Raw genomic sequence first — 15,859 nt, forward strand, 5'->3', positions numbered from 1 at the left:
GCTCATCGGTTGAAGGGATCTGGTCGTCTCCAATTCTATCACGATATTCTTTTACCCAAGTACGAATGGTCTCAGGATGGATCTCATATTTCCTAGCTAGTACCGCAACCTTGATCCCCGAAAGGGCTTCTTGGACAATCTTGAGTCTCGCCTCTTCAAAAACTTTTCTCGCACGCATTTTGTCTTCCTCCCCTTTAATTTTAGTCTAATTTATTGGGAAGAAAGACTCCAGTTTAATTAGGGGGCCTAGGAGATTTCTCCTGCTAATTCTAAGGATTTGGGCTGATCTCAGCCATATCACCTAGATTAGCAGGAGCTTTTCCAGTTAGATTGGTTTCAAACGATATCCAGGTTGGATTAACGGGAGGATTTCCATCTATCGTCTTTCTTTTGGCAGCCATAAGAGTATCTTGTGTCTCCTTTACAATGAAAGCAACCTAAAAAAACAGGCTTCCCATAAGCAATTCTGCTTAGGAAAACCTGATCTTTACTACATTTCCTTCAATGCCTGCAGCACTTCCGCTACGTGGTTCTTCACCCTTACCTTGCGCCATTCCTTAACGAGCTTGCCGTTTTCATCAATTAAGAAGGTTGAGCGTACAACTCCCATATACTCTTTACCGTATAGCTTTTTCAGCTGCCATATACCGAATAGCTCGCAAACCTGGTGATCGGGATCGGATAATAGCAAAAAGGGCAGCTCGCATTTCGTTATAAATTTGTCATGCTTTTTCAGATCATCCGGACTGATTCCGATCACTTCAGCATTTAATTGTGCAAACTGACCGTTATAATCGCGGAAATCGCAAGCTTCCTGCGTGCAGCTCGGAGTCATATCGGCTGGATAAAAATAGATCACAAGCCTCTTTCCCCGGTACTGCTGCAACGATACCTCCTGGCCGCTGCTCGCCAAAAGTGTAAAATCAGGTACAACTTTATCTATCTCTACCTTAGCCAAAATTCCTCAGTTCCTTCCTCTAAATAAACCATGTAACTAAAAAATGAGTCCCTACTCCGGCTTATCCGCAGTCGCTTTAAAGCTTTTCAGCGAAGCTGCAAGCTTAGCTTCTGCCTCAGAGCTAGCCTTCAGCGGTTTATCCGATCTAACGGCCAGCGCCGCCTTGACCAGCATTTGCTCCGGCATATAGCCTTCCTTCTGGTTATCAGCCGTAACCGCCAAAATCAGATTATAGTCCGGGATGACGAAAATTCGTTGGCCACCCGACCCTGAAGCGTAGAATACATCGTGGTCCAACATTTCATTTTGCTCACTGGCGATTGGCTTAAGCCACCAGAAATAACCATAACCGCCCTGAGTACCGTCTATTATAGGTTGTTTCACTCGCTGCTTTATAGAAGCTTCGACCCATTTGCGCGGCACAATATTTTGGCCGTCCCACTGGCCTTCATGCAAATACATGAGCCCAAACTTGGCCATATCCCTCGTCGTAAGCTGTAAGGACCACCCGCCAACGGACACTCCCTGCGGATCTGTCCCCCAAGCTGCGTTGGATATCCCTAGTGGGTCGAAAAGCTTGGATTTAGCATAGTAGCTTATAGGAATCCCAATCGCTTCCTGCAGGATGCCTGACATTAAGTGAGAGCTGCCGTTGCTGTAGTTAAACACAGTTCCTGACTGAGCAACGACTGGCTTATTAAGCACATACTTGATCCAGTTTGGTGAATCGGCCATTTCATTGGATGAGCGGTCGCCCTTATTATCCCATTCCAATCCCGAAGTCATCGTAAGCAGATTATCCAACGTAATATTAGCCTTCTTCTGGTCTTCCTGAACCTCCGGGAAAAAATCCTTAAGCTTCTGATCTACCCCAGTCAGTATGCCCTCCTCAATAGCCATCCCTGTAATCGCGGAGGTGAAGCTTTTCGTTACTGAATACATCGGCTGCCGTTTATCTGCATCGGTATCCTGGTTATAGCCTTCAGCCAGTAAATAACCGTTGCGGATAAGGGCGAAGCTATGGAGATTATGCCCTTTGAATTGATCCACCATCTCAGCAAGCGCGGCGGAATCCACTCCGTGCTCCTCAGGCTTGGCGGTTTTCCACCCCTTGGTCGGCCAGTAATCCGGCGACTTCACTTTCTTAATCGATTCAATCGCTTGCTCACTCGAATAGGCGCTTTGCGGTTTCGATGATGCGGGCTTTTTGGCTTCGCCGCATCCTGCCGTTGACGCCATCATACAGCACAGCAGGAGCATTCCGCCTTTTTGCGGTAGACTGCTCCTGAAACTTCGTGTAGGGCCTTTATCCTTTAGGTTGGCTTCTCTGTTCTCTCTATATTCCATCTCCAGGCTCCCTCCTATCTTATAAGAAGGATTATAGAACACACACATGGAGAAAGAATGATATTTACCTAAAAGTTTGCTTAAAAGAAGCTTAATTTTTGCTGAAAATGGGGGTTCGGACTGACCCTTAACAAGCCATACTTCCTAATATGCTCAGCTACGGCCCCCCTGCTACCTAAGAGCCGGCGCCGCGGTATCGCTTGATTCCAAAGTTCCACACAGCAAGCGCAAACACCAGGAACACCAAGCCGACAAGCGGCGTCAAAAGCGCGAAGGTCCCCCAGTGCTCACGATCCAGAAAATAAGCGGCAGGATAGAAGCCAACGAAGCCGAACGGCAGCACCCAAGTCAGCAGAAAGCCAAGCAGCTTATTATAAATCGTCATCGGGTACCGGCCGTAGTTTTGTAAATTCCACAGTAGGGGTAAAATCCCCGTCGGCGAATCTGAAAAAAATGACAGCGAAGTGAAGAAAATGTACACCCCTCCGTAGATCATGATCGAACCCAGTACAAGCAGCACGAGCACGAATGGATCATACCAGGTCAGGCTAAGACCCAAATGAGTCCAGGAGTAAATCATGATAGCAAATCCGGTCAAAGCGCTGAACAGCGAGGACGGGTCCATATTTTCCAGCATCAGCTGCACCAGATTATAGGCTGGTCTTGTTAAAATACGGTCCAGTTCACCTTTGACAATATACCGTTCCGTAAATCCCCACAGATTGAAAAAGGTAATAAAAATACCGTAGGGCACCATAAAATAGCCATAGACAAATAAAATCTGATGCTCGTTCCATTCGCCAATCTGCTGGGTATGCTGAAACACCACCAGAATGAAAAACAAATTCAAACCATTAAACAGCAAATCCGATAACACTTCGATCCAGAAATCGGAACGGTAGGACAAGCGCGTTTTCATGTAATTTTTCAAGTAATCAATTAGTAAGCCTGCATAGAACATGCGATTACCCCCCCTGCACGAACAGACGTGTCCGTGCGCCGCGCCATAGCAGATAGAGCGGAACGATCAAGAGAACAAACCATAGAAGCTGCACTCCGAACACCTGGTAAACTGCGCTACCGCTCACTTTTCCCGTAAACACAGCGCCCGGCAAATACGTTATCGCCTGAAAAGGAAGGAGCTTCAAGATACCTTCCGCCCAGCCTGGAAAAAATGACATGGGTACCACTAGCCCTGAGAACAGATCGACTACAACTCTCTTCATGCGCATCATGCCTTCGTTATTTTCAAGAAAAAAAGCGAACAAGCCCGTAATAATATTGATCTGCGAGTTAATAAGAAAGCTTAGAAACAGCATCAACAGAAAAATTCCCCACACCTCAAGATCCGTTGGCAGCTTGACCGGAATCAAGAATGAAATGACAACCATTCCAGGTACAGAGAACAGGAAGAAACGGAATATACCTTCTCCGAGACCCTGCATCATTTTTACAATGATATAATTGTATGGACGAATAAACTGAATGGCCACACTGCCGTCCTTGATTTCATTAGCGATTTCCCGGTCCAGGTTATTGAAGTAAAAGGCTCGCGCCATCCAGGATACGGCGACGTATGTAGTGATCTGTGCTACAGTCATTCCGCCCAGCAATTCGTTAGTGCCATAAATAGCTTTCCATAAAAAGTAATACGCTCCAATGTTAAGCGCATAAATGATGATGCCGCTGTAGTAATTGACGCGGTAAGCCAGCATCATCAAGAAGCGGATGCGGATCATATCGATATAAGCGCTATACATGTACGGCCACTTCCTGTTCCTCCTTAGACGCTTGTCCAAGGGTCCGGCGATTCTCGGCATCAGCCGAGCCTGATTTATAAATTTCACGAACGATGTCGTCCGTATTTGTCTCGACGATTTTGATATCTTCGATATTCATCACGCCGACAACACGGCTAAGCACCTCGGACACATTGGCTTGCTGTTGAGGGATCCATACACGGGCAATGAGGTTGTTCTCGATTGACCAAGCTACCTCAAGACCTTGGGTCAGCCCTTGCAGCCGCTCAAGCGTTACCGGTTCGGTAAATTGAAGGATAACCTCTTTGCCTTTGCCCCACTTGGCCTTCAGCTCTTCCAATCCGCCGTCATAAATAATGCGTCCATCGTCAAGCATAATGACCCGGGAGCAAAGTGCTTCAATATCCTGAAGATCATGCGTGGTCAGCAATATCGTTGTTTCATAACGTTGATTCATCGATTTTAAAAACTCACGAATCTCGGTCTTAACTACAATATCCAGCCCGATGGTCGGCTCGTCCAGAAACACAATTTGCGGGTTATGCAGCAGAGACGCCGCCAGCTCACATCGCATACGTTGTCCCAAGCTCAACTTCCGAACAGGGCGGGATAACAGCTCAGCAAGCTCCAAGCGCTGCACCAGCTCATCCAGGCGCTGCTTAAAGTCAGCTTCCGAGACACGGTACACCTTCTTAAGCAGCTGAAAAGATTCAATAACACCGATATCCCACCAAAGCTGGCTTCGTTGACCGAACACGACGCCAATGTGCTGTACGAAAGCCTCCCTATCTTTGTAGGGAACATAGCCGTTTACACGGATATCTCCGGAGGTCGGAACAAGAATGCCGGTCAACATTTTGATCGTGGTGGATTTGCCAGCTCCATTCTCGCCGATATAACCGCAAATTTCTCCTTTTGGAATTTGAAAGCTTATGTCTTTTACAGCTGTGACTTGGTTATACTCTCGATTAAACAGGTCGCGCAAAGCTCCTTTCAGCCCTTCACGGCTCTTTTGAACTTTGAACTCCTTTCGCAGGTTGTTCACTTCAATGGCTAGCATATCTTCCTCCTGATGGTTTATTCAAAATACGACAGACCTCCACAGCAAAAAGGGGTATTACACTGCGCCTCTTCAGCTCATTTTGTCTGATTATGTTGAAACTTGATATAAATAAAGCAAACAAACTATAATAATTATAGGAGATCATTCATTGGATGCAGCAGCCAACATAATATCCGCAAATGAATTTCTGGCGGCTTTTGCTACCTGAAAAAATTTCCACTGGCCATTCACGTATGATCCCGCAGCATTGTCAAACGCTATATGCATAATGATACACGAACCCATCGCAAAGGAAAAGGAACGAACACTTGATGAAAGGGGCGGATCAGTTGGCTAGAAAATTAAAATGGTCTCTGCTGTCGGTAGTTATACTTCTCTTAGGGGTGCTCGGATATTATACATATGCATTTGTAAATTTCAGCAATAAAATACAAAGCAAGCCGGAGGGCAGCAAATTTTTCAATACACTCTCAACCCACAGCCTTTCGAAAACCAGTGAAACCTTTACACCTCCCAAATGGGAAGGCAAACAGCGGGTTAATGTGCTGCTGCTTGGTGGAGATTCCCGAGGGATGAAGAAGAATGAAGTGCCGCGCTCGGACACATTAATAGTAGCGTCTATTGATCCGACCACGAAGAAAGCATACCTGTTTTCTATCCTGCGTGACACGTATGTAAAGATTCCAGGCTCCGGCGAAGATCGTATCAATGCGGCCTTGGCACTGGGTGGACCTAATTTGGCTATGAAAACCGTGGGCGACTTTCTCGGCATTCCGGTGCAATACTATGTATATACCGACTTCAAGGGCTTTATGGCTCTCGTTGATGCCATAGACGGCATAGATATCGATGTTGAAAAGAACATGAAATACTCGGACTCCGAGGATGGTCATGAATATGATATTAATCTTAAAAAAGGTATGCAGCATTTGGACGGCAAAATGGCACTTCAGTACGTCCGGTTCCGGCATGATGCATTAAGCGACTTTGCTCGAACAGAGCGGCAAAGGAATTTTATGCAGGCCGTTGCACAAAAGATGCAGAGCACTTCCTCCATCATCAAGCTTCCAAAAATTTTAAGCAGCATAGATCCCTATATTGAAACTAATCTTACTACAACCGATATGCTGAAGCTTGGAAGCCTGGGCTATGAGGCCAAGACCGAAGGAATGGTAAGTCAACAAATCCCTCCTTCCGAGCTCCTGATTGAGAAGCGGGTAGGAAGTGCGGAGGTCATCTCCGTTAATCGCGATAAGCTTCAAACCTACATTCAAGCGCTATTCAATGGTAGTGCTCCTTCCGCAGCAGCTGCAGGAGCAAAAGAAAGCATGAAGAGCAGCGGACCAGCAACGGTCACCCCAAGCTCAAGCACAGGTATAAAAAGCAATGCTCCAAACGCCCCTCCCGCTGCCAATACAAAAAGCACCGGGGCGGGCACCGTTCCTAATACCGGCCTAAAAACCGGTACAGCAGGAACAACTCCCCTGACCGGGGCTAAACTGGACGTTCCCGTCCCTGCATCTAAACCAATCAGCAGTTCTTCCGCTGTCCCGGATTCCAAGCCGGCCGCTAATGACAAATCGAGTAGCGGAGCAAGCAGCACACCGACTGCAGGCGAGAAAACCATCGGTACTGGAGCCGCTTCGGCTAATGATAGCAAAAGCAATGGACCAACCAGTTCGCCTGCTCCAGCCGAGAAAACCATCGGCACTGGAGCCGCCTCAGCTAATGATAGCAAAAACAACGGGCCAAGCAATGCTCCCAATACTGGAGCCAAGCCAGGCGAGGTAACAACAATTCCCTCCACAGACGGGAAACAAGACAAAGCCATTACCACTCCTGCTAATGGGGCAAAACCTAATGCAACGAGCAGCACACCTACCCCTTAACCTAAGCTTTAGAAAACTTTTATGAGTGACAATATCATTAACGTTAGTAACTAGTTGGTAAACTAAAGCGCGCACTTATGCTAATTCTTTTTAATAAGAAGGGGCTGATCGAAAATGATCCCTATCTATACGGTTGATGCATTCACTGCTACTCCTTTTACAGGAAATCCCGCTGCTATATGTATTCTCGATGAATTTCCTGAAGATGATCGTTGGCTGCAGCAAGTTGCTGAGGAAACTAATCTGTCCGAAACTGCCTTTCTAGTCGATTTAGGTAACGGAAGCTACAAGCTCCGGTGGTTCACACCGAAGTATGAGGTGGATTTATGCGGTCACGCCACATTAGCAAGTGCTCAAGTGCTCTGGGAAACCGGTGCAGCCTACAGCTTTAATCATCTGCGCTTCCATACGAAGAGCGGGGTGCTGACTGCCAAGAGACTAGATGATGGAATTGAGCTGAACTTTCCAGCAGAGCCTCCATCCCCTGCAGAAACGCCGCAAGTGTTAGTCGAAGCATTGAATGGAATTATTCCTACTGCGGTTTACCGTAACAGACTGGACTATATTATTGAACTTGAATCAGAAGCTTCTTTGAGAGCGTTGGAGCCTGATTTTAAAAAGCTGAAAGAGCTCCCGGCACGCGGGCTTATAGTAACAAGCCTTTCGGATCATGCCGATTTTGATTTTGTTGCCCGCTGTTTCTACTCTCCAATCGGCATTGATGAGGATCCAGTTACCGGCTCAGCTTATTGCGGATTAGCGCCATATTGGAAGGACAAGCTTGGAAAAAGCAGCTTTACAGCTGCTCAGCTGTCAAAAAGAGGCGGCCTTCTAAGGCTGCAAATGGCGGGTGACCGTGTTCTTATCCAGGGACAAGCCGTTGTTGTGGTCAAAGGACTCATAATGCGGTAAGCTCTCATGGACTGATTGTGCTAGGAGCAGCTTTTAGCTCCCGGCTATTTTTCGTTATACAACCATTAAAGGAGTTTTTGCAATGACTAATTCAGCAATTCCTGCCCTACCTAAACCACGCTCCGAGGAGCTATATAAGGAAGCGCTGCAGCATATTGTAGGGGGCGTCAACAGCCCCTCCCGTTCCTTCAAAGCAGTGGGCGGCGGTTCACCCGTCTTTATGAAGCGCGGTCAAGGTGCCCACTTCTGGGACGAGGATGGCAACCGCTACATCGACTACTTAGCCGCCTATGGACCTATTATTCTTGGTCACGCTCACCCGCATGTAACGGCTGCTATATGCCGCGCTGCTGAGAACGGCACCCTGTTCGGCACCCCCACTGAGCTGGAAATCGAATTCGCCAAAATGATCAAGGCCGCCATTCCATCGCTTGATAAAGTTCGTTTCGTCAACTCCGGTACGGAAGCTGTGATGACGACCATCAGGGTCGCCCGCGCTTATACAGGACGCAGTAAGATCATTAAATTCGCCGGCTGCTATCACGGCCACTCCGACCTCGTACTGGTTGCAGCAGGCTCAGGCCCCTCAACGCTTGGGATTCCCGACAGCGCGGGGGTGCCGTCAAGCATCGCGAGCGAGGTCATTACTGTGCCGTATAACAGCATCGAGGCACTCGAGGCCGCTCTTGAGCGGTGGGGTGATGAAGTTGCCGCCGTCATGGTTGAGCCCATCGTGGGCAACTTCGGCATGGTTATGCCGAAGCCCGGCTTCCTTGAAGGGCTGTGCGCCGCAGCGCGGCGGAACGGCTCCCTCGTCATCTATGACGAGGTGATCACCGCGTTCCGCTTTCATTACGGCGCAGCGCAAACCTTTGATGGCCTGGAAGCGCCCAGCTTCGCGGCCATCGAGCCAGACCTCACGGCCCTGGGCAAAATCATCGGCGGCGGGCTGCCGATCGGGGCCTATGGGGGCCGCAAGGACATCATGGAGCAGGTAGCGCCCCTCGGCCCCGCTTATCAAGCGGGGACCATGGCGGGCAACCCTGCCTCCATTTCTGCAGGCATTGCATGCCTGCAGGCACTTCAAGAGCCGGGTCTGTACGACCGGCTCAACAAGCTCGCGGCCGGCCTTGAAGCCGGCCTGGCATCAGCCGCGCGCGAGCACGGCATCGCGCTGACGATCAATCGCATCCGCGGGTCGCTGTCGACCCACTTCTGCAGCCATCCCGTAAGCGACTACGAGGAAGCTCAGGATACGGACGGCGAGCAGTTCGCCCGCTTCTTCCGTCTGATGCTCGATCAAGGCATCTGTCTCGCTCCATCGAAGTATGAGGCATGGTTTATGACCTCCGCCCATACCGATGACGACATTGCCGCTACAATAGATGCGGCAGAACGTGCTTTTGCTCTAATGGCTAAGGACCCTATCAGCTCCCACTAATTTGCATGAAATGAGCTTCGTGCATTCATCTTTCTTTATTACAGCTTAGATAAAATGAGGAGGCTTAATTTGCAAAGCCTCCTCTTTGTTTTATACGATTTAAACGAAATCATTTCCCCTACATTGTTAGTTACCTCAATCAACGTTTCTGCCCAAAGACGAACCATTTCCTAAAGGTTCCATTAATTCGTTCGTCTTTATAAATAAGCACTCTCACTCATCTTTTTACCTTTATTCACCATTTATGCAAATTAGATAACGCTTACATTCATTCTTTCTCCAGAATGCTCTATTGTGCAGCAAGTCATTTCGTGATATTCTATACATACTCTTTTTTTTATAAAATCGGCTAAAACGTAAGGTTTTTGACCTAAAAGCCTTTACGATATGAGCTCATTTTGTCGAGGTGAGCACATTATTTTTTTTTGTTGCAGCATACACAATCTTCATTCACAACCGTTGACAGACTGCCGCAAAATTCATTTATACAGTATAAGTGAATTTTTATTCATCCTTTCTGTGTTACTAGGTTCGTCCGCTTATACGAATCTGCATCAACAACTTTGCTTGAGGACGATTTAATAGTCCCATACACTTTTTTGGGAGGTGACGGTCAGCCTGCTGACCACAACAATGAACGAAGTAATGCGTAATGAAGGCCGTTTTCAAAATTTATTAGGTACCGAGCACGACAGCTGCGGTATTATCTGTATCGTTGAGAAGGACGGATCGCCATCCCGTGATAATATCCGCAAAACGATTGATGCCCTTGTAAAAATGGAACATCGTTCGGGTTTTATTAACGGCGAAGGAGACGGATGCGGTATTTTGACCGATATTCCAAGAGCTCTTTGGGAGAAGAAACTGATTGACGCAGGGCTGGATGGTAAACTTGCGTACAATGAACGCTTCTCGGTTGCCCATATTTTCGTACCTCGCAAGCTGGATATTTCGGCAGCAGATATGCAGAGTGGCATTCGCGAACTGTTCGCTCAACATCATATCACCATTATTCTGGAGCAAGAAAATCAAGTTGACAGCAGCGTACTGGGTGCCAACGGTTTGAATGATGAACCAACCTTCTGGCAAATTGCAGCTATTTGCGACAAACAAGAGGTTGTTGTAGCAGATCACTTATTCGAACTGCACACTGCAATTGAGCGCCGCTACAACGTGCACGTAGCTACATTAAGCAATGTAACAGCAGCCTACAAAGTTATGGGTGCTGCAAGCATCCTTCCAAAATACTTCAACGACACCCGCGATCCACTTTTTGCAGCCCAAGTCACAATCGGTCATAACCGTTATTCGACTAATACACAATCAAGCTTTTTCCGCGTACAGCCCTTTTCCCTACTTGGACATAATGGAGAAATTAATACCGTTAAGAAACTGCGTCTGGAAGCAGATATGGTTGGCGTTCAACTCGTTGACGGCGGCAGTGATTCTCAAGACATGAACCGTACGATTGAAACATTCATCCACCGATTTGGCATTAGCTTGTTCGAAGCAATGGAAATCGTATTCCCTCCTATCATTAATGAAATGAAACAATTCCGTCCTGAACTGCAAGATTTATATGTTTACTACCGTCAAGTCTGGGGGCACTACGCCCAAGGTCCGGCTGGTATTGTTTCCCGTTATGGAAATGAATGTATTTTTAGCGTGGATGCTTTGGGCTTACGTCCGGTTTGGATGGTAGAAAGCGACACTTCTCTTTACTTCTCCTCGGAGCAAGGTGTAATTACAGTCGATGAAATGGTAGCCGATCCGAAGCCAATCGCACCTGGTGAGAAAGTTGGCGTTATCTTGACACCAGGCGAGCATGTTCAGGTGATTCCTTATTCAGGAGTTCAATCGTTGGTTTATACACGTGCCAGCAGCAAGGTTAAATTTGAAGGTATGCGTAAGCATTTGAAGGATGAGAGACCATCTATTGAGGCTGTTGCACAAGAGGATGTGGCTATTACCGACGCGCTTTATAGTGCTTTTGGCTGGGACCGTGAAGGTATTCAGATGATCGAAACGATGTCCGAAACCGGCGCCGAGCCGATTCGTTCGCTTGGACATGACGGACCACATGCAGCAATCAACTGGGAGCGTCAAAACATCCCTGACTTTATAAAAGAAAGCGTAGCTGTCGTAACGAACCCGGCGATTGACCGTGACCGTGAGATGGAGCATTTCTCCACACGTATCATTGTCGGACCTCGCCCATCCGTTTATGGCCAGCTAGATCAGCGTCTACGCATCGAATTGCTAACGCCTCTATTATTGGAAGGCAGCAATGCTGTTGATTCCGTGTCAGAGCTTGGACAGCTGAGCTTCGAGCAGCTGCGAGATTTGTTTGCCGCTCAAGGTGACAACGCTGTTGCTGTATTGTCTACAACATTCGCCCGCGGCTCATCCATTAAAGATGCATTGGCTCAGCTTGCTGCCGATGCGATTGCAGCTGTGAAGAATGGCGCCATGCTGCTGATCCTTGATGACGCCGATGCACATCAGAACGAGCGCTTGTTCCTCGAGCCTCACCTTGCTGTTTCGCAAATCGATATTGCGCTCAGAGCAGAGAAATTAGCTTTTGGCGATAACCTCCGCCGTCAAGCTACAATAGTGCTGCGTACAGCGGCAATCCGCAACCTGCATGATATTGCAGTAGCCTGTGGCTTGGGCGCTGACCTGATCTCGCCTTATCTTTTGTTTGGAACTGCAGCAGATAAGAACGGAGCTTCAGCGGCACGCAAAGTATACAGTGCCCTTAGCAAAGGCTTGGAGAAAGTTATATCCACTATTGGTACACATGAGCTGCGCGGCTATACCCGCTTCTTCTCATCCATCGGCTTAAAGCCGGAAGTATCCGATGTGTTAGATATCGTGAACTACTTGGGAAGCGTGAACGCAGGTACCGGCTTCGCCGAATTGGAGAAGGATGCCGAAGCTCGTTATCAGGACTTCTCTAATCCAAAAGCCAAAGCTGCGCGTAACTTCCACTTCTTCCAACGTATGTGGAAATCGCTTGGAGAAACCGCTTCAGGCACGGCACCCTATAGCGATTATAGCGACAAGCTGCGCGAAGAAGAGAAGCGCAATCCGATTTCCATTCGCCACGTGGCCGATTTCAACTATGATCTCGCTCATCAGGAAGGCCGTAAGCCTCTGGACCCTTCGAAAGTCGATATCGGAATCGGTGGCCATGATTTACCAATCCTGATCTCCTCCATGTCATTCGGTTCCCAGAACGAAACCGCGTTCCGTGCCTATGCGGAAGCCGGCGAGCGTCTGAACATGGTAACCATGAACGGCGAGGGCGGAGAAATCAAGGATATGCTGGGCCGTTACAAAAGAACACGTGGCGCGCAGGTAGCGTCCGGACGTTTTGGGATTAACGTTGAATTGGCCAATGCCGTTGCCTTTCTGGAAATCAAGATTGGTCAAGGAGCAAAACCTGGTGAAGGCGGCCATTTGCCTGGCTCCAAGGTTACAGCTAAAATCGCGGAAGCACGGAATGCAACTATCGGTTCCGACTTGATCTCGCCTTCTAACAATCATGATATCTACTCTATCGAAGATTTGGCGCAAATCATTTCCGAGCTGAAGGAAGCAAGCGGCCGGAAAGCCAAAATCAATGTTAAAATACCTGTCGTTCCTGGCATCGGTACGATTGCAGTCGGTGTTGCCAAAGCGGGAGCCGATGTTATCACATTATCCGGCTTCGATGGCGGCACAGGCGCTGCGCGTATTCACTCCTTGACGCATGTAGGCTTGCCAACCGAGATCGGTACCAAGCTGGCTCACGTGGCTTTGATCGAAGCTGGTCTTCGTCACAGAGTTGAGTTGTGGTCTGACGGCGGATTGAAATCCGGTGCGGATGTTGTCAAAATGATGTTACTAGGCGCTAATCGCTGTGGTTTCGGCAGTATCTCCATGCAAGCTATTGGCTGTACCACTTGCCGCGGCTGTCATTTGGATACTTGCCACGTAGGGATTGCCACCCAAATTGATTCCATGGAAGAAGCGGAAGAAAAAGGTCTTCGCCGTTTCGTGCCACGTGTATTTGAGACCGCTGTGGATTCACTCGTTCGTCTGTATGGCGGTATGGGTCAGGAAATTCGTGAAATTGTGGCTCAATTGGGCTTTACTAGTGCACAAGAGCTTGTTGGACGTTCCGATCTTCTGCAGCAAATCAGCTGCCTGGACAAAATCGATCTATCCGATATTCTACGTCCGGCTCCGATTTCATTTGCAGCAGCTCAAGAGGCTGAATTGGAAGCTGCGGCTGCCGTATCATCCGATATCCGCATAGCAGCAGGTGCTGAAGGCCAGGAATTTTTCCCGGATTCGCTTTCCTTCGATGCTCCAATCGTACGCAACTGGTCCAAAGTGGACGCGGAATCCCGCATCTTGGGAACACGTTATGCCAGCCATCGTGTAAGAGACCGATTCGACGGAAGCTACGATAGCTTGCCTGAAGTATCCTTGAACTTAATAGATGGTTCCGTTCCTGGTAACGGCTTGGGTGCTTTCAATTCACGCGGCCTGAATATTACGGTACATGGCGGTGCTGAAGACGGCGTTGCCAAAATGTCATTCGGCGGTAAAGTGGCCATCTTGAAATCACTGAGCAAAAACAAGCAATTCATCAACGGCTCCGTAGGTAAATCATTCGGCTACGGTGCGCAAAAAGGCTTGTTCCTGGTTCAAGGCAATGCGGATACTCGTGCCTGCATTCGTTTCTCAGGAGCCGATGTCGTATTCGGCGGTGAAATTACTTCCCCGATTCAAGATGAGCTCGGCGGTCTTGCGAGCCGTGCCAACATGAAAGGCTTTGCCTTCGAATACATGACTAACGGGCGCGCCGTAGTGCTTGGCGACCCGGGTCCATGGATTTGTGCGGGTATGACCGGCGGTGTTATCTACCAGCGTCTAGTGCCTGATATGGGCTTGGACGAAGCAGCAATCACACGTCGTATTGCGAAAGGCGCCAAGGTGAAGATCGAAAAGATCGGACCACAGAGCGTCAAAGATCTGAACGAACTGCTGGGCGCTTATCACCAAGAGCTTCTAGGTTCCGGTCAAACTGACGCAGCAGCAACAGTTGAATATTTGTTGGCCAATCTTGAAGCCAACTTCGTACGTGTTGCACCTGTTAACTTGCAAGCTGACCAATCGGTTGCAACGGAATAATACCAAGTTCCAGTGAATATATAGAAATCCCCTTGGAGAAACGCTCCAAGGGGATTTTTCAATTTGCCTTTGTATGGCTCAGTACGACATCGTCACCGTATGAAGCAGCCTCAATGCTCGCTTCCCCGATTTAACGCAATAAATAAATTGAGCATAACCTGTGCTGAGCCATGCTTGGCCGCTGGAAGCTGAACCTCCTGCTTACGGAATATACCTCCGCCCCCACCATGCTCTTGATAAGCAACTCCATTTAACTCGTACCCGTCGACCTTTGGTTTTTTACTGTATGCCATCAGATTAGGATTAAGTAATGACTGCTGCTTCATGTCGGCAATAGAATCGGGTGTGAACCCTTGTTCCTCCGACCAATCTCGCAGCTTCGGAAAATAAGCTCCAATATTAGGAGTGATACAGCCTTGGCAGCCGCCGCTATCCATATAGGCAATAAACTGTTCAGGATCATCGGGACTTTCTAATCGAATTGCGGAAGAGCCGTTAGCACCAACTTCCCCTGATGCAACCTTCCAGTCTTTGGGAGCAAGCAAAAGCACACCATTCACATTGTCTCCAAGGTTCATCCAATAAGCAGCCAGCTGCTCCTGCAGCGCAGAAGGTGTCGAGTAAGACACAGTTTTTAAGGGCATTTTCGGGGTAACCGTAGTAGGATGGCTCGGATCGTCTGCACCGTAGCTTGCACGGATACAGATCAATGGCAGTTGTACTTCTGCGGCCTTTTCCCCTTTTCTAAAAGCAAGCTTTCCACAATCAACGGCCAACTGCTGCTTATCAACCTTGTTCCTTGTATCTTCAGAAAGCTGCAAATCCGATTGCACTTCAAGCTCCTGGATAGCTTTTAATTCTGTGCTGTTAGAAGGCGACAGTTGTGGTGATGCTGGTGGTGATGTTGTCGCAGCCGAAGGCATTGCCTTTTCTGAAGACGAGACTGCGGTTGGCTGAGCTGCATTCGGAGCAGAAGTTTGTGAAGGATCGGCAGCACGTTTCCCTTCACAACCTAAACTTCCTATTGCAATAATAGAAACAGCGATGATTATTAGACTATGCCTCCAAATAGTTGCTCCCATGTTTACCCGTCCTTTTTTCATTTGAGTAAATATTAGACGCTTCCACAATACCTTTAGTTGCATCCGCCCTTTAGGGCACGAATTCTCCAGGTCCAATCTTCCCGCTCTCCCTATTGAGCACTGATTACTCAGGCAACCCCATAGTCTGCCTTCAACAAATAACTCGCTTCGGAACGAATCCGAAACGAGTTATTTATAAATTCATAAATTTAAAATACAACGC

11 protein-coding genes and 1 pseudogene are annotated in these 15,859 nt (G+C 48.2%); 4 read left to right on the forward strand and 8 right to left on the reverse strand.

Annotated features, from left to right (window positions below):
* The 7 genes from NV381_RS38550 to NV381_RS31305 form a co-directional block, all read right to left on the reverse strand.
* A partial coding sequence (locus tag NV381_RS38550; protein ID WP_419182318.1) for a helix-turn-helix domain-containing protein occupies nt 1–178 on the reverse strand: 178 nt, incomplete at its 3' end.
* Nucleotides 179–269: 91 nt separating this feature from the next.
* On the reverse strand, nt 270–401 hold the full coding sequence (locus tag NV381_RS31280; RefSeq protein ID WP_258217246.1) for a hypothetical protein: 132 nt from the start codon (nt 399–401) through the stop codon (nt 270–272).
* Between the two features lie 89 nt (nt 402–490).
* Nucleotides 491–958, reverse strand: coding sequence for a thioredoxin-dependent thiol peroxidase (gene bcp, locus NV381_RS31285; protein ID WP_258217247.1), 468 nt, complete (start codon nt 956–958; stop codon nt 491–493).
* 51 nt (nt 959–1,009) lie between these two features.
* Nucleotides 1,010–2,305, reverse strand: coding sequence for a serine hydrolase domain-containing protein (locus NV381_RS31290; protein WP_258217248.1), 1,296 nt, complete (start codon nt 2,303–2,305; stop codon nt 1,010–1,012).
* A gap of 175 nt (nt 2,306–2,480) precedes the next feature.
* The gene (locus NV381_RS31295) at nt 2,481–3,266 is read right to left on the reverse strand and encodes an ABC transporter permease (protein WP_258217249.1); all 786 of its coding nucleotides are present in this window, start codon (nt 3,264–3,266) and stop codon (nt 2,481–2,483) included.
* Between the two features lie 4 nt (nt 3,267–3,270).
* On the reverse strand, nt 3,271–4,065 hold the full coding sequence (locus NV381_RS31300; RefSeq protein ID WP_258217250.1) for an ABC transporter permease: 795 nt from the start codon (nt 4,063–4,065) through the stop codon (nt 3,271–3,273).
* Nucleotides 4,058–5,125 (reverse strand): ABC transporter ATP-binding protein, encoded by a 1,068-nt coding sequence (locus tag NV381_RS31305; protein ID WP_258217251.1) that lies wholly within the window; start codon nt 5,123–5,125, stop codon nt 4,058–4,060. The genes NV381_RS31300 and NV381_RS31305 overlap by 8 nt, the downstream gene beginning before the upstream one ends.
* Nucleotides 5,126–5,439: 314 nt before the next feature.
* Between NV381_RS31305 and NV381_RS38295 the strand changes: the two are divergent.
* The 4 genes and pseudogenes from NV381_RS38295 to NV381_RS31325 all read left to right on the forward strand — a co-directional run.
* Nucleotides 5,440–6,588 (forward strand): annotated as a pseudogene (locus tag NV381_RS38295) (LCP family protein); the annotation flags it as partial.
* Between the two features lie 543 nt (nt 6,589–7,131).
* Nucleotides 7,132–7,929: a PhzF family phenazine biosynthesis protein gene (locus NV381_RS31315; protein WP_258217252.1), complete on the forward strand. Its 798-nt coding sequence runs from the start codon at nt 7,132–7,134 to the stop codon at nt 7,927–7,929.
* An 82-nt stretch (nt 7,930–8,011) separates the two neighbouring features.
* Entirely contained in the window at nt 8,012–9,370 is a 1,359-nt protein-coding gene (locus NV381_RS31320; protein WP_258217253.1) for a glutamate-1-semialdehyde 2,1-aminomutase, read from the forward strand.
* Between the two features lie 633 nt (nt 9,371–10,003).
* Entirely contained in the window at nt 10,004–14,554 is a 4,551-nt protein-coding gene (locus NV381_RS31325; RefSeq protein ID WP_258217254.1) for a glutamate synthase-related protein, read from the forward strand.
* Between the two features lie 110 nt (nt 14,555–14,664).
* Here NV381_RS31325 and NV381_RS31330 read toward each other — a convergent pair whose 3' ends face one another.
* Complete coding sequence (locus tag NV381_RS31330) at nt 14,665–15,636, reverse strand: DUF4850 domain-containing protein (RefSeq protein WP_258217255.1); 972 nt, start codon at nt 15,634–15,636, stop codon at nt 14,665–14,667.
* Between the last annotated feature and the right edge of the window lie 223 nt (nt 15,637–15,859).

Source organism: Paenibacillus radicis (ex Xue et al. 2023), from assembly GCF_024722015.1.
Taxonomy (GTDB): domain Bacteria; phylum Bacillota; class Bacilli; order Paenibacillales; family NBRC-103111; genus Paenibacillus_S.